This is a genomic window from Mesorhizobium sp. WSM3859 (assembly GCF_002295065.1).
Lineage (GTDB): Bacteria > Pseudomonadota > Alphaproteobacteria > Rhizobiales > Rhizobiaceae > Mesorhizobium.
Map to the genome: position 1 here is coordinate 509,617 of NZ_NSGG01000002.1, position 22,249 is coordinate 531,865.

General features: G+C 65.3%; 17 protein-coding genes and 1 tRNA gene. 11 read left to right on the forward strand and 7 right to left on the reverse strand.

Annotated features, from left to right (window positions below; translation table 11 throughout):
* Nucleotides 1-53 precede the first annotated feature (53 nt).
* Complete coding sequence (locus tag CK230_RS06260; RefSeq protein WP_095816285.1) at nucleotides 54-1,157, reverse strand: glycosyltransferase family 9 protein; 1,104 nt, start codon at nucleotides 1,155-1,157, stop codon at nucleotides 54-56.
* Between the two features lie 138 nt (nucleotides 1,158-1,295).
* The gene (ppdK, locus tag CK230_RS06265; RefSeq protein WP_095816286.1) at nucleotides 1,296-3,980 is read right to left on the reverse strand and encodes a pyruvate, phosphate dikinase; all 2,685 of its coding nucleotides are present in this window, start codon (nucleotides 3,978-3,980) and stop codon (nucleotides 1,296-1,298) included.
* A 216-nt stretch (nucleotides 3,981-4,196) separates the two neighbouring features.
* Between ppdK and CK230_RS06275 the strand changes: the two genes are divergently transcribed.
* From CK230_RS06275 to CK230_RS06305, 8 genes are all read left to right on the forward strand, one after another.
* The gene (locus CK230_RS06275) at nucleotides 4,197-4,541 is read left to right on the forward strand and encodes a VOC family protein (RefSeq protein WP_095816288.1); all 345 of its coding nucleotides are present in this window, start codon (nucleotides 4,197-4,199) and stop codon (nucleotides 4,539-4,541) included.
* Between the two features lie 95 nt (nucleotides 4,542-4,636).
* A complete protein-coding gene (locus tag CK230_RS06280; protein ID WP_095816289.1) occupies nucleotides 4,637-6,061 on the forward strand; it encodes a phosphomannomutase in 1,425 nt (474 codons plus the stop codon).
* A gap of 94 nt (nucleotides 6,062-6,155) precedes the next feature.
* Nucleotides 6,156-7,139, forward strand: coding sequence for a GDP-mannose 4,6-dehydratase (gmd, locus tag CK230_RS06285; RefSeq protein ID WP_095816290.1), 984 nt, complete (start codon nucleotides 6,156-6,158; stop codon nucleotides 7,137-7,139).
* A 77-nt stretch (nucleotides 7,140-7,216) separates the two neighbouring features.
* Nucleotides 7,217-8,191, forward strand: coding sequence for a GDP-mannose 4,6-dehydratase (locus CK230_RS06290; RefSeq protein WP_095816291.1), 975 nt, complete (start codon nucleotides 7,217-7,219; stop codon nucleotides 8,189-8,191).
* Between the two features lie 223 nt (nucleotides 8,192-8,414).
* Nucleotides 8,415-8,489, forward strand: a tRNA-Gln gene (locus tag CK230_RS06295).
* Between the two features lie 195 nt (nucleotides 8,490-8,684).
* Entirely contained in the window at nucleotides 8,685-10,475 is a 1,791-nt protein-coding gene (locus CK230_RS06300) for a DUF1963 domain-containing protein (protein WP_095816292.1), read from the forward strand.
* Nucleotides 10,476-10,540: 65 nt separating this feature from the next.
* Nucleotides 10,541-10,801, forward strand: a complete 261-nt coding sequence (locus CK230_RS32355) for a hypothetical protein (RefSeq protein WP_141245999.1) — start codon at nucleotides 10,541-10,543, stop codon at nucleotides 10,799-10,801.
* A gap of 121 nt (nucleotides 10,802-10,922) precedes the next feature.
* Nucleotides 10,923-12,635 (forward strand): HAD family hydrolase, encoded by a 1,713-nt coding sequence (locus CK230_RS06305; RefSeq protein WP_095816293.1) that lies wholly within the window; start codon nucleotides 10,923-10,925, stop codon nucleotides 12,633-12,635.
* Nucleotides 12,636-12,665: 30 nt separating this feature from the next.
* Here CK230_RS06305 and smc read toward each other — a convergent pair whose 3' ends face one another.
* The 3 genes from smc to CK230_RS06320 all read right to left on the reverse strand — a co-directional run bounded on the left by smc (nucleotide 12,666) and on the right by CK230_RS06320 (nucleotide 17,601).
* On the reverse strand, nucleotides 12,666-16,127 hold the full coding sequence (smc, locus tag CK230_RS06310) for a chromosome segregation protein SMC (protein WP_095816294.1): 3,462 nt from the start codon (nucleotides 16,125-16,127) through the stop codon (nucleotides 12,666-12,668).
* Between the two features lie 63 nt (nucleotides 16,128-16,190).
* The gene (locus CK230_RS06315; RefSeq protein WP_095816295.1) at nucleotides 16,191-16,937 is read right to left on the reverse strand and encodes a DsbA family protein; all 747 of its coding nucleotides are present in this window, start codon (nucleotides 16,935-16,937) and stop codon (nucleotides 16,191-16,193) included.
* Between the two features lie 154 nt (nucleotides 16,938-17,091).
* The gene (locus tag CK230_RS06320; RefSeq protein WP_095816296.1) at nucleotides 17,092-17,601 is read right to left on the reverse strand and encodes a DUF721 domain-containing protein; all 510 of its coding nucleotides are present in this window, start codon (nucleotides 17,599-17,601) and stop codon (nucleotides 17,092-17,094) included.
* 32 nt (nucleotides 17,602-17,633) lie between these two features.
* On the opposite strand from CK230_RS06320, the gene mutY reads away from it, so the two are divergent.
* Together mutY and CK230_RS06330 are read left to right on the forward strand one after the other, a co-directional pair.
* Nucleotides 17,634-18,803 (forward strand): A/G-specific adenine glycosylase, encoded by a 1,170-nt coding sequence (gene mutY / locus CK230_RS06325; protein WP_095816297.1) that lies wholly within the window; start codon nucleotides 17,634-17,636, stop codon nucleotides 18,801-18,803.
* On the forward strand, nucleotides 18,800-19,411 hold the full coding sequence (locus CK230_RS06330) for an HAD family phosphatase (RefSeq protein ID WP_095816298.1): 612 nt from the start codon (nucleotides 18,800-18,802) through the stop codon (nucleotides 19,409-19,411). The genes mutY and CK230_RS06330 overlap by 4 nt, the downstream gene beginning before the upstream one ends.
* Nucleotides 19,412-19,467: 56 nt before the next feature.
* Here CK230_RS06330 and CK230_RS06335 read toward each other — a convergent pair whose 3' ends face one another.
* On the reverse strand, nucleotides 19,468-20,601 hold the full coding sequence (locus tag CK230_RS06335; protein ID WP_095816299.1) for a site-specific DNA-methyltransferase: 1,134 nt from the start codon (nucleotides 20,599-20,601) through the stop codon (nucleotides 19,468-19,470).
* A 171-nt stretch (nucleotides 20,602-20,772) separates the two neighbouring features.
* On the opposite strand from CK230_RS06335, the gene CK230_RS06340 reads away from it, so the two are divergent.
* A complete protein-coding gene (locus tag CK230_RS06340; protein WP_095816300.1) occupies nucleotides 20,773-21,462 on the forward strand; it encodes an HAD family phosphatase in 690 nt (229 codons plus the stop codon).
* A gap of 36 nt (nucleotides 21,463-21,498) precedes the next feature.
* Here CK230_RS06340 and CK230_RS06345 read toward each other — a convergent pair whose 3' ends face one another.
* Complete coding sequence (locus tag CK230_RS06345; protein WP_095816301.1) at nucleotides 21,499-22,245, reverse strand: hypothetical protein; 747 nt, start codon at nucleotides 22,243-22,245, stop codon at nucleotides 21,499-21,501.
* Nucleotides 22,246-22,249 lie beyond the last annotated feature (4 nt).

Consider the following 22,249-nt stretch of genomic DNA (forward strand, 5'->3'; position numbering starts at 1 on the left):
ATTTTGTTGCTTTGCAATGTAGCCGACGGACGGTGCGAAATCTCCCGCCGATATCAGACCGCGGCTTCGAGCACCATTTCGGTGCGCGCCAGGAGCTCCAGCACCGCGTCAACCACCGGATCGACCTTCATGCGCCAGACGCAGCAGGCCTTGCTCGGATCCGTCCGGCGGCACAGGTCGCCGCCGACGCAGTCGCAGGGCATGGATGGCCGCAACGAGATGCTGGGCACGCCGACCGGCGCCCAGCGGACCGGATTGGTCAGGCCGAACAGGCCGACAACCGGCGTACCGGCTGCGGCCGCCATATGCATCGGCCCGCTTTCGTTGCCGAGAAACAGCCGCGCCTCCTTGAGCAGCGCAAGCAGGGTTTCCAGCCGCAGCGCGCCCGCCAGATTGACGACAGGCGTCTTCGCCGCGGCCAGGATCCTGTCGGTCGCTTCGCTTTCGTCCGGGCCGCCGACCAGGACCACACGCAAGCCTGTCTCGCCGGCAATCCTGTCGATTGCCTCGGCAAAGCGCTCCGGCTGCCAGCGGCGGCCAGCGAAACTTGCTCCGGCATGGACCGCGACAAAGGCGTTTGGGAGGATGCGATGCCGGGCCAGCAAAGCCAGGGCGCGCGTCGTCTCGAAGGGCAGCGGTCGAATGGCCGGGGCCTTGACGCGCAGGTCGACGCCGAGCGCCTCCAGCGGAGACAGATAGCGGTAGAGAAAGTGTTTTTTGCCAAATCCGAAGGGCTTCATCCTGATATTGGCGGGCTGGCGTTCGTGCCAGCGCAGAGGCCGCTGCGTCGGAGAATAGCCGATCCGGACCGGAGCATTGACCAGTCCGGAAATGAAGCGCGAGGTTTTCGAGTCGGTGATGTCGATGGTCATGTCGAAGCGACGCCGCCGCAATTCCCGCACCACGCGGAAGAGCTCGCGTCCGCGCTCGAACGGAGTGCCACGCATCCTGGAACGGCTGAGGGGGATGGCCTCGGCGGCAATGCCGTGAGCCGTCAGGAAGCCGGCCAAATGCGTTTCACAAAGAAACACGATCCCGACGCCCGGATATGCGAGCTGCAGGTTGTTCGCCAGCGCCGAGGCAAGCACGATGTCGCCGATGAATTTGGTCTGCAGAATAAGGATCGACCGGAAAGCAGTAGGGGCAATCTGCAACATGGGTTTCTGACACCAAAAAGTTTGGTGTCGGAAACTCCCTCGAAACGGTGTCGAGATTCAGGGCCGTCACGCGCACGTTCGCGTGACATTCCATACAAAACCGTAAGGCCCCCTGGGCTGCGGCTCCCGGAATGGCCCTCAGGCGCGTTTGGCGGCGCTTTTCGCCGCGGCCACGGCCGCCTGCGCGGCCGCCAGCCTGGCGATCGGCACACGGTAGGGCGAGCACGATACATAATCGAGCCCGACTTCCTCGCAGAAGCGGATCGAAGCCGGATCGCCGCCGTGCTCGCCGCAGATGCCGAGCTTGATGCCGGGCCGCGTCGTCTTGCCCTTTTCAGCCGCGATCCGCACCAGTTCGCCGACGCCATCGACATCGAGCGACACGAACGGATCCTGCTCGATGATGCCCTTTTGCCGGTAGGTTTCGAGGAAGGACGCCGCGTCGTCGCGCGAGATGCCGAAGGTCGTCTGGGTGAGGTCGTTGGTGCCGAAGGAGAAGAATTCGGCGGCTTCGGCAATGACATGGGCGCGGATCGCCGCGCGCGGCAATTCGATCATCGTGCCGGTGAGGTAGTCGATCTTAGTGCCGGTCTCCTGCATGACGCTTTGCGCCACCGCGTCGATGCGCGCCTTGACGTATTCCAGCTCCTTCACCAGTCCCACCAGCGGCACCATGATTTCCGGCACCACCAACGCGCCGGCCTTGCGTCCGGCCTCGACGGCCGCCTCGAAGATGGCGCGCGCCTGCATCTCGGCGATCTCCGGATAGGAGACGGCGAGCCGGCAGCCGCGATGGCCGAGCATCGGGTTGAACTCGTGCAGCGCCTCGGTGCGCTGCCTCAGCTTGTCGGCCGAGACGTTCATCGCCGAAGCGACCTCGGCGAGTTCGTCCTCTGTCTTGGGCAGGAATTCGTGCAGCGGCGGGTCGAGCAGGCGGATCGTCACCGGCAGGCCGGCCATGATCTCGAACAGCTCGAGGAAGTCCGAGCGCTGCATCGGCAAGAGCTTATCGAGCGCGGCGCGCCTGTCCTTTTCGGTGTCGGCCAGGATCATCTCGCGCATGGCGACGATGCGGGCGCCGTCGAAGAACATGTGCTCGGTGCGGCAAAGCCCGATGCCCTCGGCGCCGAAGGAGCGCGCCATGCGCGCGTCGAGCGGCGTCTCGGCGTTGGTGCGCACCTTCATGCGGCGCGCGGCGTCCGCCCATTCCATGATGGCGGCGAAATCGCCGGAAAGTTCCGGCTGCAACATGGCGACGGCGCCCTTCAGCACTTGGCCGTTGCCGCCATCGATGGTGATGATGTCGCCCTTGCGGAAGGTCTGGCCCATCGAGACCAGCGTGCCGGCCTTGTAGTCGACACGCAGCGAGCCGGCGCCCGACACGCAGGGCTTGCCCATGCCGCGCGCCACCACCGCGGCGTGGCTGGTCATGCCGCCACGCGTGGTGAGGATGCCTTCGGCGGCGTGCATACCGTGTATGTCCTCCGGGCTGGTCTCGATGCGCACCAGGATCACCTTGCGTCCCTGAGCCCTGGCGTCCTCCGCGTCGGCGGACGCGAAGACGATCTCGCCCGTGGCGGCGCCGGGCGAGGCCGGCAGGCCCATGCCGATGACATCGCGCGCCGCCTTCGGATCGATGGTCGGGTGCAGCAGCTGGTCGAGCGAGGCCGGATCGATGCGGGCGACAGCCTCCTCCTTGGTGATCAGGCCGTCCCTCGCCATGTCGACGGCGATCTTCAGCGCCGCCTTGGCGGTGCGCTTGCCGGAGCGGGTCTGCAGCATCCACAATTTGCCGCGCTCGATGGTGAATTCGAGGTCCTGCATGTCGCGGTAGTGCTTTTCCAGCCGGTCGGAGATGTCGACGAAGGCCTGGAACGCGTCAGGCATCAGCTTCTGAAGCGACGGCTTGTCGGAGCCGGCGGCAATGCGCGCCGCCTCGGTAATGTTCTGCGGCGTGCGGATGCCGGCCACCACGTCCTCGCCCTGCGCGTTGACCAGGAATTCGCCATAGAGCTGCCTGTCGCCCGTCGAGGGATTGCGGGTGAAGGCGACGCCGGTCGCGGAGGTGTCGCCCATATTGCCGAACACCATGGCCTGGACGTTGACCGCCGTGCCCCAGCTTTCCGGGATGTCGTGCAGGCGGCGATAGGTGATGGCGCGGCTGTTCATCCAGCTCGAGAACACGGCGCCGATCGCCCCCCAGAGCTGCTCGTGGGGGTCCTGCGGGAACGGCTTGCCGAGCTCTTCCTCGACCTTGGCCTTGTAGAGCGAAATGACGCCCTGCCATTCCGCGGCCGTCAGCTCGGTGTCGAGCTCGTGGCCGAGGCTGGCCTTCTGGTCCTCGAGGATTTCCTCGAACACTTCGTGATCGAGGCCCATGACCACGTCCGAATACATCTGGATGAAGCGGCGATAGCTGTCATAGGCGAAGCGGGCATCACCGGAATCGGCGGCCAGGGCCTCGACCGTCTCGTCGTTGAGGCCGAGATTGAGCACCGTGTCCATCATGCCGGGCATCGACGCCCGGGCGCCGGAGCGCACGGAGACCAGAAGCAGCTTCGACGGATCGCCGAAGCGGCGGCCGGTGAGCGCGCCGATGTGGTCGAGCGCCGACAGCACGCTCTCCTCGAGCGCGGCCGGATAGGTGCGGCCATTGGCATAATAGGCGTTGCAGACTTCCGTGGTGATGGTGAAACCGGGCGGCACCGGCAGGCCGAGGCTGCACATCTCGGCCAGATTGGCACCCTTGCCGCCGAGAAGATTGCGGTCGCCGGCACGGCCTTCGGCGGCGCCGTCGCCGAAGGTGTAAACCCACTTGGTCATGCTTGCCCTCCAGTTCGTGGAAGATAGAAACCTCCGGACCGTGGCCCGGTTCCCCGCCTTCCCCTGCCCGAGCGATAGGATGCTGCAATGCGAAAGGCAAGGCACCGGCCGGCGCTTGCAGGCACTACAATCGATTAAGCAAAAGCTGCGTCAAAAAGACTTGCCGGAGAGTATAGCGCGCTATAGAACATAACCGGAACATAGTGGAGTAGCGTGATGAAACTCAACGGAAAACTCGACTATCTGGAGCTGCCGGCGACAGGCGGCACGCTGGACAGCGTCAAATCCTTCTACAGCGCCGCCTTTTCATGGTCGTTCACCGACTACGGCCCGACCTATTCCGCTTTCGCCGAAGGGCTCGACGGCGGTTTCCAGGCCGATGCCGGGGAAGCGCCGGCCAAACCGCTGCCCGTGCTCTACTCCGAAAACCTCGAGGAAACACTGGACGCGGTCGAGAGCGCCGGAGGGACCGTCGTCAAGCCGATCTTTTCCTTCCCCGGCGGTCGACGGTTTCATTTCACCGATCCGGCCGGCAACGAACTGGCGGTGTGGGGATATTAGAAAAGACGCGGATTTCGAGGTTTTTTTGCTGTTGACAGCCAGGCTCGGCTCGCTCCAACAAACAGCGGCGATCTTCCAAAAGCAAAAGCAGGCTGATGAAATTCGGGTCAAGCGGCGTTCGAGGTCTGGCTTCCGAATTGGTCGGAAGGGCAAGCGGACTTTACACTGAGGGCTTCGCCCGGCGCTTGCGGGCGACCGGATTTGAGCAAGGCAAGGTCTTCGTGGGGCGGGACTTGCGCGACAGCAGCCCGGCAATCGCGCAGGACTGCATGGCGGCGCTGGCCGCATCCGGCTTCCAGCCGGTCGATTGCGGTCCGATCCCCACACCGGCGCTTGCCTTTTATGCCCGCCGGCACGACGCCGCGGCGCTGATGGTGACCGGCTCCCATATCCCTGCCGACCGCAACGGCATCAAGTTCTATGGATCGAAGGGCGAGATCGACAAGGCGGACGAGGCCGCGATCACCCTTTCTGTCGCTGAGCTGTCGGATCAATATCCATGGCCGCCGGCGCGTGGAGACTGGCAGGCCGGCCACGAACAGGCGCTCGCGGCCTTCCGAGACCGTGTCGGGGCAATTCTGCCTCCTGGCACCCTTTCCGGAATGAGGCTCGGCGTCTACCAGCACAGCACCGTCGCGGCCGAATTGCTGGTCGAGGTCCTGCGATCCTGCGGCGCCGAAGTTACCCCCGTCGGCAAGACAGACACTTTCGTACCTGTCGATACCGAGGCCGTCGGCCAGGAAACCCTGGCGAAGGTGCAGGACTGGGTGCGCGAGTTCAAATTCGACGCGGTGGTCTCGGCCGATGCCGATGCCGACCGCCCGCTTGTCATTGATGAGAATGGCGAGTTGTTCCGCGGTGACCTGATCGGGCTGGCCACGGCGCTCTTCCTCAAGGCCGATGTCGTGGTGACGCCGGTCACCTCCAATTCGGGCATATCCGAGGCTTTCGGGTTCAGCGTCAGGAGAACGAAGGTCGGGTCCCCTTTCGTCATAGAGGGAATGAACGCCGCGCGGCAGGCAGGCGGCATCGTCGTCGGCTTCGAAGCCAATGGCGGGGTTCTGCTGGGATCCGACTGCCTGGTGAACGGCGGAATATTGTCGGCGTTGCCGACGCGGGATTCATTCTTGCCGATCCTGGCCGTGCTGGGCACGATGGCATCGGCCGGCAAAACGCTCTCCAGCCTGCGTGAAACCTGGAATCTTCCGGTCTGCGCCAGCGAGCGGCTCGAGAACTTCCCGGTCGAGACATCGCGCGGCCTGATGCGCAAGCTTGCCGATCGCGACGCGTTGCAGCGGTTCCTGGCGCCCTTCGGCATGGTGGCGGACATAGACGAGACCGACGGTCTCAGGGCGCGAATGACCAGCGGCGAGATCATCCATATGCGGCCTTCCGGCAACGCTCCCGAATTTCGCTGCTACGCCGAGGCCGCCAGCCATGACAGGGCGACCGAAATCGTGGCAATGACGCTGGAACGGGCGCGCGACACCGCACTGGCGGATGGGGCCGAGGCCGTATAATGACAGCGGTGCCGGCGGTTGCCGCAGGCTTGGAGCCCAGCAACGATGGGGACTAGCGCCCCGCATCTCGCTCGATCACCGAGACCATTGATTGATGACAAAGACAGCATTGATAACCGGCATTACCGGGCAGGATGGCGCCTATCTGGCCGAGCTCCTGCTTTCGAAGGGTTATGAGGTCCACGGCCTGGCGAGACGGTCGAGCACAGCCGACGTCAACACGATGCGGCTGAAATGGCTGGGCATCGAGAACGACGTGCGGATCGTGGATGGCGACATCACGGACCTGTCGGGCCTGACCCGAACAATGCGCGACGTAAGGCCGGACGAGGTCTACAATCTTGCCGCGCAGTCTTTCGTCAAATCGTCATGGCAGCAGCCGATACTAACGGGCAGCGTCACCGGCATCGGCGTCACCAATGTGCTGGAGGCGCTGCGTATCGAAAGCGCCGAGGCGCGTTTCTACCAGGCTTCGTCATCGGAGATGTACGGCCTTATCCAGGAGCCGACGCAGTCGGAGACCACGCCTTTCCATCCCCGCTCGCCCTATGCGGTGGCCAAGGCCTACGGCCACTGGATTACCGTCAATTATCGCGAGAGCTTCGGCCTGCACGCTTCGAGCGGCATCCTGTTCAATCACGAATCGCCGCTTCGCGGCATCGAATTCGTGACACGCAAAGTCACCGACGCCGTCGCGCGAATCAAGATGGGGTCGGCGAGGGAATTGCGCCTGGGCAACATCGACGCCAGGCGCGACTGGGGCCACTCCAGGGATTATGTCCGTGCCATGTGGCTGATGTTGCAGCAGGACCAGCCCGACGATTATGTGGTCGCCACCGGCCGGACGACGACGGTGCGCGACATGTGCAGGATCGCCTTCGAGCATGTCGGGTTGCAGATGGACGACCATCTTGTCATCGACCCCGACCTGTTCAGGCCGGCGGAAGTCGAAATCCTGCTCGGTAATCCGGCCAAGGCAAAGGCGAAGCTCGGATGGGAAGCGACGATCTCCCTGGAAGAGATGATCCGCGAAATGGTGGACGCGGATCTTGCGCGCCACGCGGCCGCAAAGCGTTGAAAGGAAACTCTTGCTTGTACGGGCCGATGACTTGATGCACCGCGTTCCGACACGCATCCGCATGCGGATGGTCCGTCATGGCTCGTGAGGCGCCCGTGCGCGTTTTCCTGACCGGCGCCAACGGTTTCGTCGGCCCTTATGTCTACGACGCGTTGCGCAGCGTTTGCGGCGACGACATTGCCATTGCCGCCACCTCCAAATATGGCGGTCCGCATCCCGTATTCGGCGAGGTCGACGAACTGGACGTGACAGACCCGGCCGCCGTCAAGGACGCCATTGCCCGCCACCGGCCGACGCATGTCGTCCATCTGGCGGCGCTCGCTGCCCTCGACGCCGCTCAGGCGGATCCCCGGAACACCTGGCGCATCCACGTGGACGGCGCGCTCAACGTGGCCAATGCCGTCCTCGACAAGGCGCCGGAGGCCTGGCTGATCCATGTCGGATCGGGTCTGGTCTATGGCGAAAGCGCAAAGACCGGGCGACCGCTCGACGAAAGCACGCTGCTTGCCCCTATCGACGACTACGCCGCGACCAAGGCCGCGGCCGACCTCGCGCTCGGCGCGCTGTCATACCGGGGGTTGAAATGCGTTCGGATGCGTCCTTTCAACCATACGGGGCCAGGCCAGACCGGGGCATTCGCGGTGCCGGCCTTCGCCATGCAGATCGCGCGGATTGAAGCAGGACTGGCTGCGCCGGTCATCCGCGTCGGCAATCTCGACGCAAGGCGCGATTTCCTGGACGCGCGCGATATCGCCGATGCCTATGCGCGCGCGGTCCTGCGCAGCCGCGATCTTGCGCCGAACACAATCTTCAATGTTGCATCCGGCGTTTCCTGGCGGATGGGCGACATTCTCGACCTGCTGCTGGCCCGCAGCAGCGTCAAGATCGTCGTGGAGCAAGATCCCTTGCGGATGCGGCCAAGTGACCTGCCCTGCATCGTCGGCGATGCGAGCCGCGCCCGGACCCTGCTTGGCTGGGCCCCACAATATTCTTTCGAAGAGACGCTCGCTGCCGTTCTGGAAGATTGCCGCGCGCGCGTGGCCCAAGCGTAGGTGGGGATGCATCGCCTGCTTCCCGAGAGCCTGAGCTTGAACCGCTGCCGTGCCGGCACTGCAGCGAAGCCGCCGCGCGGCGTGCGGCTGCGCTCTACTGCCGGCGATAGAACTGGCCGGAATCGCGGCCCGCGTCGCTGCCGATTTTAGTTGATCTTCCGGCATTGAGCTTTGCTCCGACCCGTCCTATAAGGCCGCGCGCAGCGCGGCATACCCCGCCTGCTGGGGCGTCGCCAAGTGGTAAGGCATCGGTTTTTGGTACCGACATTCCCAGGTTCGAATCCTGGCGCCCCAGCCAATTAGCTTTTCATTAACAAAACAACATCTTCAAGAGCAGACATCAGGTTGGGCGGAGGCATGGTCGTAACATGACCACCCCCGGTTTGGGCGGTAACGAATCCGGTCGAGTGCGACAGGCTGGACTTGCCGTCGCAGCCATACGATCTTCGGTGCGGGGTCACTTTCGACGCGACAGCTCGTGGCGGGGACACAAATGCTCGATACCATCCTTACCTTCGTCGCCACGTTGTTAGTCGCGGTATTCGCGATGATAATGCTGCTGGCCGGCGTCGAGACATGGAACGGCGCGATGATCGAGCCGCTTCTCCTGCGCCGAACGCTCCTGCTTCTCATCCCGATAGCAGGGATCGGCCTGGCGTTTCTTCGGGCTCGCCGCAGCCTGCGTAAGGCTCGAGCGAAACGCGAGCCGGCGGATTCCTGCGAGAATGCCCGCTCGGCCGGGCAGGCTCGCCCTGCCGCGGACCTCGCTCGCCGGCGCACCAAGGCTGCCGGCCGCGACGTCGCCGCACAGATGGTGGCGGAGTCCCAGGCGCGGGCCAAACGCTCCGACGATGCCCACAGGGCGAAAATCCGCGCGCATGTCGAGCGCAAGGCACCGCCCACCAGCGATGCCGGCCGTGCGGCGATCGCGCTCGCCGCGCGCGCCTGCCTTGCCATCCGCCACGTCTTCCCGCCGCGCCACCCGCAGCGCTCGATGAGCTTTTTCGGCAGCGTGCCGCTGGCGCCCGACGATCTGGACTGGCCGATGATCCACAACCGCAAGGGGCTGCTGGAGCCGCTCACCTTCATGGGCCAAGTCGACCTCGGCGCGCTGCCCGACGGGCCGGCACGCTCGCTGCTCCCCGCGCACGGCTATCTTTATTTCTTCGCGCCGATGTCGGGCAATTTCGACGGCGATGCGAGCCATTTCGTCGTCCGCTACGTCGAGGGAAAGGCCCGAAAGGACTGGGGTCCTCAGCACAATCCCGGATTTCTGGAGCCGATCGACGGCGCCGAGAACGCCCGCTACCGATATCCCTGGCTGACCTGGCACGACAAGCCGGAGAAGGTCTATCCACGCTTCTATCCGCGCATCGAGATCGAGCTCGGCTGGTTGGAGGACGTCGCCGAGGTGGAGGAAGGCGATCCGGATGCCGGCGACGGCTTCCCATGGGAGGTCGCCAAGCAGCGCCGCCGCCAGCAGCTCGTCGCGTTTCACGGCGCGCCAGTCTCCTGGAACGACGCACTCTCCGCGCACGCCAAGCCAACGGACCGGCTCTGGATCCCGTTCGAGGGTTTTCCGACCAACCGCCGGACGGCGGATGTCCTGCTCGGTTACCTGAAGTCATACATCAAGGAGGAGACCATCGGGATCAAGGCTCGGCTCGACACCCTGCCGGCGAGGTTCGAGGACCCGGAGGGGTCGCGACTCTCCGCCCTGCTCGAACGCTACGCGCAATTCGAAAAGGACCACTGGCGGATTTTTCAGCTGGCAACGACCGGAGAGGCTCAGCGTGGCAATGCGCTCGACGAGAACCAGCGGACCGAACTCCTTGCGCTACTCGAGGAGTTGCGCGCCGGCGCGCTGCCGGAAGGTGTGCTCGAGCGCCACTATATGCACAAGCGCCTGCCTATGGTGCTGAACGAGTGGATCGCGAGGGCGGCGGTTGAAGGCGCCGAAAGCGCGCTCACCGATCCGGACGGGATCGCGCAGCTGCCCGACGCTGTCGTCGAGGCGCTCCGCTACCGGCACAGCGTGCTGCGCGACCCAGACTTCAGCAAGAACGGCTCATACGCACAGCACCAGATGCTGGGCCGCGGCGTCGCCATCCAAGACGCGGCCGAGTTGATGGCGCCCGAGCACATCCTTCTGCTCCAGCTTCGCTGGGACAATGCGCTCGACTGGCACATGGGCGACGCCGGCGCGGCGCAATACTGGATCCGTCCGGCCGACCTAGCGGCGCGGCGTTTCGAGAACACCGTGCTCACCTTCGAGAGCCACTGAAGCGAGGGTGTCTCCCGAGGGCGCTGGTCGGCCCGCTGGACAGCCGGCGATAACAGGTGGGTTAGATGGCGGTCAGCGTAGAATGGGTCAGCGAGGGCCTGCGCTTCAGTTCACCGAAGGAAGAGCCGGGTTGGATCGTCGTACAGACCGGTGAATTCATCTACGCTGCCGCCCTGATCGGCGGTCCGGCTGAAGCCAATCGCGCGTGTTCGCGCACCAATGGAGGCGAGCAACGAACGCTGGGGTGCTGTTCGATCTTTCGCGGCAGCACATCATCGCAAAGCACGAGTTCCCAAGACGCGGGCGAGGCATGCCGCTTTCGATGAGGGACGGCGACGGCGGCTGAAATCGGATGTGCGCCAAACCTTTTCCGCCGACAGGCGTTGTTGTTCGCCAGGCCGGTTCCGCCGGCAGGATGGCGCGACAGCCAGCGGAGAGGCTCAACCGATGTATTTCATGGCATTGGCCACCGACTATGACGGCACGCTGGCGCATGATGGGCTGGTCACTGCGAGCACGATCTCGGCGCTGGAGAAGCTGAAGAAATCCGGGCGCAAGCTGATCCTGGTGACGGGGCGCGAACTGCCCGATCTGAAGGAGGTGTTTCCGGAAATCTCCCTGTTCGACAAGGTCGTGGCGGAGAACGGCGCGCTGATCTACACGCCGGCCAGCGAGGAAGAGCGCACGATCTCGCCCTCGCCTTCCACGGATCTCGTCGACAGGCTGAAGAAGCGCGGCGTGAAGCCGCTCTCGGTCGGGCGCTCGATCGTCGCCACCTGGGAGCCGCACCAGGCTACCGTGCTCGACGTCATCAAGAAGCTCGGGCTGGAACTTGAGATCATCTTCAACAAGGGCGCGGTGATGATCCTGCCTTCCGGCATCAACAAGGCGACCGGGCTAGTGGCCGCGCTCGAAGACCTGAAGCTGTCGCCGCACAATGTCGTGGGCGTCGGCGACGCCGAAAACGACCATGCCTTCCTCAGGGCTTCCGGCTGCAGCGTCGCGGTGGCCAACGCATTGCCCGCTGTCAAGGAAACCGCCGACCTCCTCACCAAGGAGGTGCGCGGCAAGGGCGTCGAGGAACTGATCCGCAAACTGATCAAGCACGACCACCTGATTGCCAGGAGGCGCTCGCGCGGTGTGCTGCTCGGGACTTCGCGCGGCAAGGAGATTTACCTGTCGCCGACAGAGACGGTGCTGATTGCCGGCAGTTCGGGCATCGGCAAATCGACCCTGGCCACGGCACTCACCGAGCGGTTGGTCGAGAAGGGGCTGCAGTTCTGCATATTCGATCCCGAAGGCGACTATGACGGGCTGAAGGGCGCGGTTCCGCTCGGCAATGGCTCGACCGCGCCGAACAAGGAGCAACTGCTGGAACTGCTCGAAAAGCCGCAAAACAATGTCGTGGTCAACGGGCTGGCGCTGAAGGTCGATGAGCGTCCCGGTTTCTTCGCCGAACTGCTGCCCGGCCTCGGCAATGTCCGTTACCGGACGGCAAGGCCGCACTGGCTGGTCATCGACGAGGCGCATCATTTGATGCCCAAGCGCCGCGGAGATACGCGATCCGTACTTTCGATCGAGCTGCCCGGCACGGTGCTGATCACCGTCCATCCCGAAGCGATTTCCACCGATGCCTTGCGCCTGGTGACGGCGGTGATCGCGCTCGGGCCCAAGGCCAAGGGCGTCATCAAGACCTTCTGCAAGGAAACCGGGCTCCAGGCGCCCAAGAACATTCCATCGCCCAAGGGCGACCGCGTGCTGTTCTGGCGGCCGCATGACGGCAAGAAGCCGTCTACGGTCAAGGCCATCGAGCCCGCCCAGTCGCTGAAGAGGCACAGTCGCAAATATGCCGAGGGCGAACTCGACGAGGCGGGTAGCTTCTATTTTACCGGGCCAAGGAAGGCGATGAACCTCAGAGCCCATAACCTCATCATCTTCGCGCAGATGGCGGAAGGCATCGACGACAAGACCTGGGAATATCACCTGCGCGCCGGCGATTACTCCAAATGGTTCCGCCAGCAGATCAGGGACAAGGAGCTTGCCCGCGAGACGGCACAGGCGGAGAAGGACAAGGCGTTGTCTGCCGAGGAGAGCCGCAAGCTGGTCATCGACGCCGTGCGGAGGCGCTACACGGCGCCGGCGACTGCGCCGGAGAAGTAGGGTTGGTCGTCGAACCTGAGAAAGGCGAGCTCAGCTCGCCTCGCGCATCGCTTCAGCGGCCTGCAGGTCGACCGAGACCAGTTGGCTCACCCCCTGCTCGGCCATGGTGACGCCGAACAGGCGGTCCATGCGCGCCATGGTGATCGGGTTGTGGGTGATGATGACGAAGCGCGTCTCGGTGGTCTTCGACATCTCGTCCATCAGATTGCAGAAGCGCTCGACATTGTGGTCGTCGAGCGGCGCGTCGACCTCGTCGAGCACGCAGATCGGCGCCGGGTTGGTGAGGAAGACGGCGAAGATCAGCGACATCGCTGTCAGGGCCTGCTCGCCGCCGGAGAGCAGCGTCATGGTCTGCGGCTTCTTGCCGGGCGGGCGAGCGAGGATTTCCAGCCCCGCTTCCAGCGGATCTTCCGACTCGATCAGCTGCAGCTCGGCCGTGCCGCCGCCGAAGAGGTGCGAGAACAACCGCTGGAAATGGCCGTTGACGACCTCGAAGGCCGAGAGAAGCCGCTCGCGGCCCTCGCGGTTGAGGCTCTGGATCGCCTGGCGCAGTTTCCTGATCGCCTCGATGATGTCCTCGCGCTCGGAAACGATGGTCTCCAGCCGTTCGGACAATTCCCGCTGCTCTTCCTCGGCGCGCAGATTGACGGCGCCGAGCCGCTCGCGCTCGATCTTCAGTCGGTCGAGCTGGCGCTCGATCTCGGCCATGTCGGGCATCGGATCGTCGGCTTTGAGCCCGGTATGCTGGATGACCAGATGCGGCGGCGTGTTGAGCGCCTCCTGGATGCGCGCCTCGACCTCGGCGCGGCGCTCGTCCGCCGCGGTGAGCCGCTCCTCGGCGCGCACGCGGGTCTCGCGCGCCTCGGCGAGCGACTGGATCGCGGCGGTGGCCGCCTTGTCCAGCTCCGCCTGCTTGTTTTCCGCCTCCTGCAGCCGGTCGCTCGCCGTCTGGCGCAGCGTCTCCGCCTCTGAAAGCTGCGTCAGCAAAGCGCGGCGCTTGGCGTCGATCTCGTCCGGCGCATCCGCCAGCCGCTCGCGCTCGGCTTCGGCCTCGGCCTTGCGCTCGCCGAGCGCGGCGATCTGCGTCGAGGCGTTTTCGGCGCGCTCCACCCAGTTCCTGCGCTCGGCGCCGATGGCGTCGAGCCGGCGCATGCGCGCCTCGGCCTCGCGGCGAAGCCCCTCATGCACGGCGCGCGCGTCGGCAAGCGTGGCGCGGTCGCGCGAGACATTGGCCGAAGCCTGTTCGAGCTGCAGCTGAAGATCGCCGAGATCGGGCGCGTCCTTCAGCATCTCCTCGGCTTCGAGGAAGGTAGCCTGCGTCTCCTCATGGCTTTCGACGATGCGCGCGCGGGTGTCTTCCAAGGCAACGCGGCGGCTCACCAGCTCGCCGCCGGCCTTCTCGGCCTCGGCCAGCGCGTTGCGGGCAGCGTCCAGCGCATGCTGGGCGTCGCGGGCGGCCTGGCGCGCACTGCGCTCGGCCTCGCTTGCCTGGCGCATCGCCTGCTCCGCATGCGCCAGCGCCTCCTCGGCCTCGCGCACGACGCTCGTCGCCTGCACGGCCTCGGCATCGAGCTCGGCCAGGCGGTTCTTCTGCGCCAGCCGCAGCGCGGCGGCGGTCGGGGCGTCGGCGCTCGCCGTCAGGCCGTCCCAACGCCAGAGCGCGCCATCGCGGCTGACCAGCCGCTGGCCGGGAGCCAGAAGCGCTTGGAGCCGGCGGCCGTCGGCGGCGTCGACAATGCCGATCTGCGCCAGGCGGCGGGCGAGCTGCGCCGGCGCGCGGACGACACTGGCCAGGCTCTTCACGCCTTCGGGCAATGACGCGTCGCCGGGCTGCACCGCGCTTTCGCCCCAATGCACCGGGGCACTGCGGTCGAGCGGGACGTCAAGGTCCTCGCCAAGGGCTGCGCCAAGCGCCGTCTCGTAGCCGCGCTCGACGCTGATCTGCTCAAGCACCGAAGGGAAAAGATCACCGCCGCTGGTGGCGTTGAGGATCTTGGCCAGCGTGCGCGCTTCGGTCTCGATGCGCGCCAGTTCCGCCCTGGCATCCTGCAGCGGCGGCCTTGCGGCGCTCTCGGTGGCGCGGGCCTCGGCGACCGCCTGCTCGGCGGCGATCGCGCCGGCCTCGCTCTCTTCCAGCCTGGCCAGCGCATCCTCGACCAGCAGCCGCTTCTCGGCGGGGTCCGGCAGGCCGGAAATGCGCGCGACGATGTCGGAAAGCTCGCGGTCGACCTCGGCGAGCTGGCGGGCGAAGCGGTCGCGGCGCTCGGCGATCTCGCGCAGGCTGCGCTCGATCTGGTGGCGCGAGGCGGCGGCCTCGGCGCGCTCAGCGGTCAGCGCGGCAAGCCTTGCTTCGCTCTGCGACAACGTCGCGCCGGCCTGCTCGAAAGCGGCGCGTGTGGTCGCCTCGCGTTCGGCGGCGCCTGCGTTATCGGAGTTGAGCTCGGCCTCCTCGGCGCGCAGGCGCTCCAGGATATCGGCATTGTCGCGCACCATCCGCTCCTCGCGGGCGATGTCGGCGTCGAGCTGCTGCAGGCGGCGTTCAAGCTCGGTCTGGCGGGCGCGGATGCGGCCGGCTTCTTCCTCAATCTGGGTCTTGGCGATCGACAGGCGCTGGAAGGCGGCGGCAGCGGCGGCTTCGGCGTCGCGCAAATCGGGCAGCCGGTGCGCGGCGATGGCCTGCTCCCTGGCGGCGGCCATCTGGGCGGCGGCGCGGTCGCCGACCAGGGTGGTGGCGACGGCAAGCGCGGAACGCGCCTCGCCTTCCTGGGTCTTTGCCAGTGTCCAGCGCAGATGCAGCAGCGTCGCTTCGGCCTTGCGGATATCGGCCGACAGGTTCTTGAAGCGCGAGGCCTGGCGCGCCTGGCGCTTCAGGCTCTCGATCTGGCCTTCCAGCTCGCCGACGACGTCGTCGAGCCGTTCGAGGTTCTGCTCGGCCGCCTTCAGCCTCAGTTCGGCTTCATGACGGCGCGTGTGCAGGCCGGAAATGCCGGCGGCCTCTTCGAGCAGCGCGCGGCGGGCCTGCGGCTTTGCCTGGATCAACTCGCCGATGCGGCCCTGGCCGACCATGGAAGGCGAACGGGCGCCGGTCGACTGGTCGGCGAACAGAAGCTGCACGTCCTTGGCGCGGGCTTCCTTGCCGTTGATGCGGTAGAGCGAGCCGGCCTCGCGCTCGATGCGGCGCGACACCTGCAGTTCGTCGGCGTCGTTGAAGGCGGCGGGCGCGGTGCGGTCGCTGTTGTCAAGGAAAAGCGTGACTTCGGCGGTGTTGCGGGCCGGACGCGCGCCGGAGCCGGAGAAGATCACGTCGTCCATGCCGGACGCGCGCATGTTCTTGTAGGAGCTTTCGCCCATCACCCAGCGCAAGGCTTCGACGAGGTTCGACTTGCCGCAGCCGTTCGGCCCGACAATGCCGGTCAGCCCGCGTTCGATGACGAACTCGCCGGGCTCGACGAAGGATTTGAAACCGAGAAGGCGAAGGCGCGAAAATTTCATTCGCGCCGCCCTACACTACAGATGCGCGCGCCAAAACCTGACCGCTTCGGCGCGGCCTGGATGTCAGAGCAGAGGGTCGATGATGGCCGACATTTCCTCAATCGACATCGCCCCTTTGTAGGTCTTTCCGTTGATGAAGAAGGTCGGCGTCGAGTCGACCTTGAACTCGTCCGCTCCGCGTTTCTGGACTGCTCTCACATCGTCCAGAAGTTTCTGGTCCGTCAAGCAGGACTCAAAGGACTCCTGTGTAAAACCGGCGAGCTTGGAGATCTGCAGCAGCGCTTCCTTGGTGTTGTTGACGCCAACCCAGCTCGGCTGCTGCTTGAACAGCACGTCGACCATGGCGAAGTAGTTGTCCTTGGAGCAGCGCGCCAGCATGAAGCCGGCCTCGGCGCTCGGATCGAAGGGGAACTCGCGCAGGATGTAGCGGACCTTGCCGGTGTCGATATATTTGGTCTTCAACTCCGGGAAGGTGGTCATCGCGAAATGCGCGCAATGCGGGCAGGTCATCGACGCGTATTCGACGACGGTGACCTTGGCGTCGTCCTTGCCAAGCTGCTTTTCGGGCAGCGCGCCGGGCTTGAGCAGTTCCGCCATGTCGACCGTGCCCTGTGCCTCCGGCACTTGGACGGCCGCCGGCGTCGCGGCCGGCTTGGCAGGCGTCGACGGGTTGGCAGGCTTCACATCGGCGGCCTTGGCCTCCTCGCCGGAGTCGCTGCACGCTGCGAGCAGCGCCACCGCAGGAACAGCGGCCAGCGCGGTCAGAACGTTTCTGCGGGACAAGCTATTGCCAAACGGGGCACGGTTCATGCGAATCACCTGATATCGGTTGGATTTTGCAATGCAAGGGCTAGAAAAGGCGAGAGTTGGCGCGAATTAAGGCATCGCGATCCCCAATCCAACCGCGAAACTTGATCTTGAGCATCACGAATGCGCGAGATTGGTGACGCATTCATGACGCTTCTTACGACCCTTTGGGCTTCCTTTCACCCATAATTGTAGCGCCGAGCCGCTCCAGCGAAGCGCGCAGGCCGTCATCCTCGATCTTGCCGACCAGATGCGAAAGTTTCGCCTTCTCGGCCTCGGTCAAGGGGCGCGGCGCTGGCTTCGGCCGCGCCTTTTGCGAAAACACCGGTTTCTGCAGGATCTTGATGCGGCCGATGGCGTTGAAGCCCAGGAAGGCGTTGACGCGATTGATGACCTCGCCGGCCTCGTGCTGCAGATGCAGCGCCGCCATGCCTTCGCAGGCGATGATCAGCGTCGCCGGCTCGAACGGGTCGTCCTCGTGCAGGCGGCGCGGCCACTGGATCTTTTCCGGCCGGGAATGAATGGCAAGGCGCGGCCCGGCGATCTCCTCCCAGGACTGGACCAGCCCTATCGAGATGCCGGCGCGCTTCTTCAGCACCGGGTCGAGGATCTCGGTCGCGAGATCGCTCACCGGAACGGGATTGCCGAAGGCCCTTTTCCCTGCCATGTGCGTTCTCCAGTCCCCAATTCATCCGATCAATGGCACCGCTCGACCAGACCCGCAAGGCATCACGACAGACCGCGTCCGGCGATATCGGATCCGCAGATACCAGCAAAGCTGGATCCCGGGATATCGCCGCGCGCCTGCTTGCCTGGTATGACGCGCATCATCGCGACCTGCCCTGGCGCGTGACGCCGGTCGCGTTCGCGCGCGGCGTGAGGGCCGACCCTTATCGCGTCTGGATGTCCGAGGTGATGCTGCAGCAGACCACGGTCGAGGCGGTGAAGGCTTATTTCCGCAACTTCGTCGAGAAATGGCCTACGGTCGAGGCGCTGGCGGCGGCACCCGCCGAGGATGTGATGAAGGCCTGGGCGGGGCTCGGCTACTATTCCAGGGCACGCAACCTGAAGGCCTGCGCCGATCTCGTCGCGTTGCGAGGCGGCCGCTTCCCCGGCACCGAGGCCGGCCTGCGCGAATTGCCGGGGATCGGCGTCTACACCGCGGCGGCGATCGCGGCGATCGCCTTCGACCGGCCGGCGACGGTCGTCGACGGCAATGTCGAGCGGGTGATGACCCGGCTCTATTCGATCGAAACCCCGCTCAGCGAAGCGAAACCCGAAATCCGGGCGCTGGTCGAAAAGCTGGTGCCGCAGACACGGCCCGGCGATTTCGCCCAGGCGATGATGGATCTCGGCGCGACGATCTGCACGCCGAAGCGGCCGCGCTGCATGCTCTGCCCGGTGCGCGAGGACTGCGGCGCTATCCTCTCGGGCGACCCGGAACGCTTCCCGGTCCGTCTGCCGAAGGACGACAAGCCGCTGCGCAAGGGCGCCGCCTTCGTCGCCGAGCGCGATGACGGCGCCATCCTTTTGCGCAAACGGCCGGAGAAGGGCCTGCTCGGCGGCATGACCGAGGTGCCGACCACTGGCTGGACTGCCCGGATCGACGGCGCCACGACGGCAGACGCCGCGCCCTTTCCAGCCGATTGGCGGCGCGCCGGGCAGATCGGCCATGTCTTCACCCATTTCACGCTGGAGCTCGATGTCTTCCATGCCCGAGTCACAGGCGATGCGCCGTCGGGGCATTTCTGGTCGCTGGCCCATGAGATTTCCGGGGAAGCGCTGCCGACTGTCATGAAAAAGGCAATCGAAGCGGCGATACCGGGCGCGACGAAAAAACCGTCGCACAGTGCAAAGAGGCCCGCATGACCGAAATCCGCCACATCGTGTTCGACATCGGCAAGGTGCTGGTCCACTACGATCCCGACATCCCGTTCAGCCGCCTGATCCCTGATGCCGGGGAGCGGAAATGGTTCTTCGACAATGTCTGCACCAGCGCCTGGAATCTGGAGCAGGACCGCGGCCGTACGTGGGAAGAAGCCGAGGCGCTGCTGATCGCCGAGCATCCCGGCCATGCCGAGAACATCCGTAACTTCCGCCGCTACTGGCACGAGATGGCGCCGCACGCCTATGAAGACAGTGTCGCTCTGCTGGAAGGCCTGATCGAGGACGGCCGCGACGTCACGCTGCTCACCAACTGGGCCTCGGACACGTTCCGCGAGGCCCGCGCCCGTTTTCCGTTCCTGGAAAAGCCGCGCGGCGTCACCGTCTCCGGCGACATCGGCCTGATCAAGCCGGACCGCGCCATCTACGACCACCACGTCGCGTCGTTCGGACTCGATCCGGCGGCCTCGCTGTTCATCGACGACAGCCAGAAGAATGTCGACGGCGCCAAGACCGCCGGCTGGCAGGCGGTGCTGTTCACCGACGCCGGCACGCTTAAAGCTGACCTTGAGCGGCTGGGAATTACGGCCTGATCTGAATCGCTTGCAGCGATCCGCTTAAGCGTTGAATCAAGAGCGGGCCTGGCGGCTCAGCCCCCTGCCCGCTCCATGCCGAGGCGAGCGATGCGGCGCAACTCGTCGATCGGGGTGAGGCCGCCTGAGCGCTCATAGTGCCAGAAGGTCCAGCCGTTGCAGGCATCGAGCCCCTGCACTTCGGCGCCGATCTTGTGGATCGAGCCGGCGCTGTCGCCGATCGCCAGAGTGCCGTCGGCGCGCACTTTCGCCGCCCAGCGCTTCTTGGCGTCGTAGAGCGTGGCGCCGGGCGCCACCAGGCCATTGTCGATCAGGCTGATGAAGGCGACGCGCGGCTCGGCGCGCTTGCCCGAAAGCACGGTGAGGTCGGCGTCTTCCAGCGGGCGCACGGCGGCGATACGCTCATTGGCGGCGTCGATATAGGCCTGCTCGCGCTCGATGCCGACGAAGTGGCGGCCGAGGCGCTTGGCGACGGCGCCGGTGGTGCCGGAACCGAAAAAGGGATCGAGCACGACATCGCCCGGCTTGGTCGAGGCCATCATGATGCGGGCCAGCAGCGCCTCCGGCTTCTGCGTCGGATGCAGCTTGTTGCCGTTCTCATCCTTCAGGCGCTCGCCGCCGGTGCAGATCGGGAACAGCCAGTCGGAACGCATCTGCAGATCGTCGTTCGAGGCCTTCAGCGCTTCGTAGTTGAAGGTGTAGCCCTTGGCCTTCTGGTCGCGTGAGGCCCAGATCATCGTCTCATGCGCGTTCTGGAAGCGGCGGCCGCGGAAATTCGGCATCGGGTTGGTCTTGCGCCAGACGATGTCGTTGAGGATCCAGAAGCCGAGATCCTGCATGCGGGCGCCGACGCGAAAAATGTTGTGGTAGGAGCCGATGACCCAGATGGTGCCGCTGGGCTTCAGCACGTGGCGCGCCGCGAGCAGCCAGGCGCGGGTGAAGGCGTCATAGGCCTCGAAACTCTCGAACTGGTCCCAGTCGTCATCCACGGCGTCGACCTTGGACTGGTCGGGACGGTGCAGGTCGCCATCGAGCTGCAGATTGTAGGGCGGGTCGGCGAAGATGATGTCGACCGACTTTTCCGGCAGCCGGTCCAGCGCGGCGACGCAATCGCCCTTCAGGATCGTGTCCAGCCATTCGGACTTAAGAGGGGCGTGGGAAAGCTCGTCGAGAAGACGCACGGCAGACATCAAAACACCCAAACAAACGCGTTACGGTTTACTGGCTGTTATGGTTACCGATCAGCGTAAACATTCGGTGAAGGCCCGCCGCAGGCTCACGCGGTTTGCGCAGGCCGGCCCGTTGGTGTATGCCGCGCCGCTTAAGCCAGTCAGGCTCCTCCCCCAACGACCCGGATTGCCATGCCCCAGCCAGATCTTGTCATTTTCGATTGCGACGGCGTGCTCGTCGATTCCGAAATCGTCGCCGCGCGCGTCGAGGCCGAGCTTCTGACATCGGCCGGCTTCGAGATTTCGGCGGAGGAAATTTTCGAGACCTATGCCGGGCTGACCTTCAAGGACATCATGCTGCGGCTCGAGGAGAAGTCGCACATTCCGTTCCAAGTCTCGCTGATCGACCGCGCCGAGGAACTGGTCGACCGCAAGCTGCGCAGCGACGTGCGCATCATCGACGGCGCGCGCGAGGCGGTTGCGGCCGTCACCGTGCCACGCGCCGTCTGCTCCAACTCAAGCACCGAGCGGGTCCAATTCATGCTGGAGAAGGTGCGGCTGCTGCCGTTCTTCGCCGGCCGTATCTTTTCGGGGCTGGACATTCCCAGCAAGAAGACCAAGCCCGCGCCGGACGTGTTCCTCTACGCCGCAGAGAAGCTTGGCGCCAACCCGAAGAACACTTTCGTCATCGAGGATTCCGTGCACGGCATCGCCGGCGCCAGGGCGGCCGGCATGCGCGTGATCGGCTTCACCGGCGCCGGGCACAGCTATCCCGGCCATGCTGACGCGCTGACCGAGGCGGGCGCCGAAACGGTCATCCGGCGCTGGGCGGAGCTCAACGCCACGATCGCGGCGCTCTCGGAGTGGTCGGAAGACGCATAAGCGCCTTCCCAGATCCGTTACGCGTTTGCGGACCGATCAGTTCGTCGCCGGAGCGCGCTTTTTCCTCTTGCCTTTCGCCTTGTCCGCCGGTGCGGCCGGCGTGTTCTCGTCATAGCCGGCATAGGCCTGGTAGTCGGTCGCGCTCGGCTCCGGCACCACGACATTGGTGTCGGTGAAGACGAACTGGGTTGCGGCAGTCGGATCGGTGACCTGCACCTGGTACTGATGAAGCTGCGAATAGAGCACCTCGTTGCCGTGCTGAACCGCGATGCGGATCGGCATGGTGACGGTGCCGGGCGCGAACAGCGGACCCGGCACGACTTTGCCGGCAACGGCAATCTTCATCGACAGCTGACCGTTGGCGTGAGTGCAGTCGCGCGTCACATCGGAGATCGAGGCCTGGTAGATGATCTTGGCCGGATCGTGGTCGGGATCGACGGGCTGACCGCTGGGTCCGGTCTGCGCGGCCGCGGCGGCTGCCGCGGCTTCGGCATCGGCCGCGGCGTCAGCCTTCTTTTTCTTGGGCTTCGCCGCCGTGCCCTTGGCATAGGTGTTGAAGAAGGCGGTGCCGTCGCGCAGCGTAACCTTGGGGCAATAGGCGCGTAGCTGGCTGGCGAGTATCTTGGGATCCTGCGGCGGTATCGGAGCTGTCGGATCGGGTTTCTTGCCGATGCCGAGGTTCAATATGCCATTGTCGCTCGATTGGCAGCCGGCGGCGGCAAGCATAAAGCCGGTGAGCGCCAGACCCGCGACAAAGCGACGGTTGACCGAAAAAAACGCCATGAAA

Excerpts from the sequence above, each read along its gene's own strand:
- CK230_RS06260 (WP_095816285.1), bottom strand. The coding sequence starts at position 1,157 with ATGTTGCAGATTGCCCCTACTGCTTTCCGGTCGATCCTTATTCTGCAG.
- ppdK (WP_095816286.1), bottom strand. The coding sequence starts at position 3,980 with ATGACCAAGTGGGTTTACACCTTCGGCGACGGCGCCGCCGAAGGCCGT.
- CK230_RS06275 (WP_095816288.1), top strand. The coding sequence starts at position 4,197 with ATGAAACTCAACGGAAAACTCGACTATCTGGAGCTGCCGGCGACAGGC.
- CK230_RS06280 (WP_095816289.1), top strand. The coding sequence starts at position 4,637 with ATGAAATTCGGGTCAAGCGGCGTTCGAGGTCTGGCTTCCGAATTGGTC.
- gmd (WP_095816290.1), top strand. The coding sequence starts at position 6,156 with ATGACAAAGACAGCATTGATAACCGGCATTACCGGGCAGGATGGCGCC.
- CK230_RS06290 (WP_095816291.1), top strand. The coding sequence starts at position 7,217 with ATGGCTCGTGAGGCGCCCGTGCGCGTTTTCCTGACCGGCGCCAACGGT.
- CK230_RS06300 (WP_095816292.1), top strand. The coding sequence starts at position 8,685 with ATGCTCGATACCATCCTTACCTTCGTCGCCACGTTGTTAGTCGCGGTA.
- CK230_RS32355 (WP_141245999.1), top strand. The coding sequence starts at position 10,541 with ATGGCGGTCAGCGTAGAATGGGTCAGCGAGGGCCTGCGCTTCAGTTCA.
- CK230_RS06305 (WP_095816293.1), top strand. The coding sequence starts at position 10,923 with ATGTATTTCATGGCATTGGCCACCGACTATGACGGCACGCTGGCGCAT.
- smc (WP_095816294.1), bottom strand. The coding sequence starts at position 16,127 with ATGAAATTTTCGCGCCTTCGCCTTCTCGGTTTCAAATCCTTCGTCGAG.
- CK230_RS06315 (WP_095816295.1), bottom strand. The coding sequence starts at position 16,937 with ATGAACCGTGCCCCGTTTGGCAATAGCTTGTCCCGCAGAAACGTTCTG.
- CK230_RS06320 (WP_095816296.1), bottom strand. The coding sequence starts at position 17,601 with ATGGCAGGGAAAAGGGCCTTCGGCAATCCCGTTCCGGTGAGCGATCTC.
- mutY (WP_095816297.1), top strand. The coding sequence starts at position 17,634 with ATGGCACCGCTCGACCAGACCCGCAAGGCATCACGACAGACCGCGTCC.
- CK230_RS06330 (WP_095816298.1), top strand. The coding sequence starts at position 18,800 with ATGACCGAAATCCGCCACATCGTGTTCGACATCGGCAAGGTGCTGGTC.
- CK230_RS06335 (WP_095816299.1), bottom strand. The coding sequence starts at position 20,601 with ATGTCTGCCGTGCGTCTTCTCGACGAGCTTTCCCACGCCCCTCTTAAG.
- CK230_RS06340 (WP_095816300.1), top strand. The coding sequence starts at position 20,773 with ATGCCCCAGCCAGATCTTGTCATTTTCGATTGCGACGGCGTGCTCGTC.
- CK230_RS06345 (WP_095816301.1), bottom strand. The coding sequence starts at position 22,245 with ATGGCGTTTTTTTCGGTCAACCGTCGCTTTGTCGCGGGTCTGGCGCTC.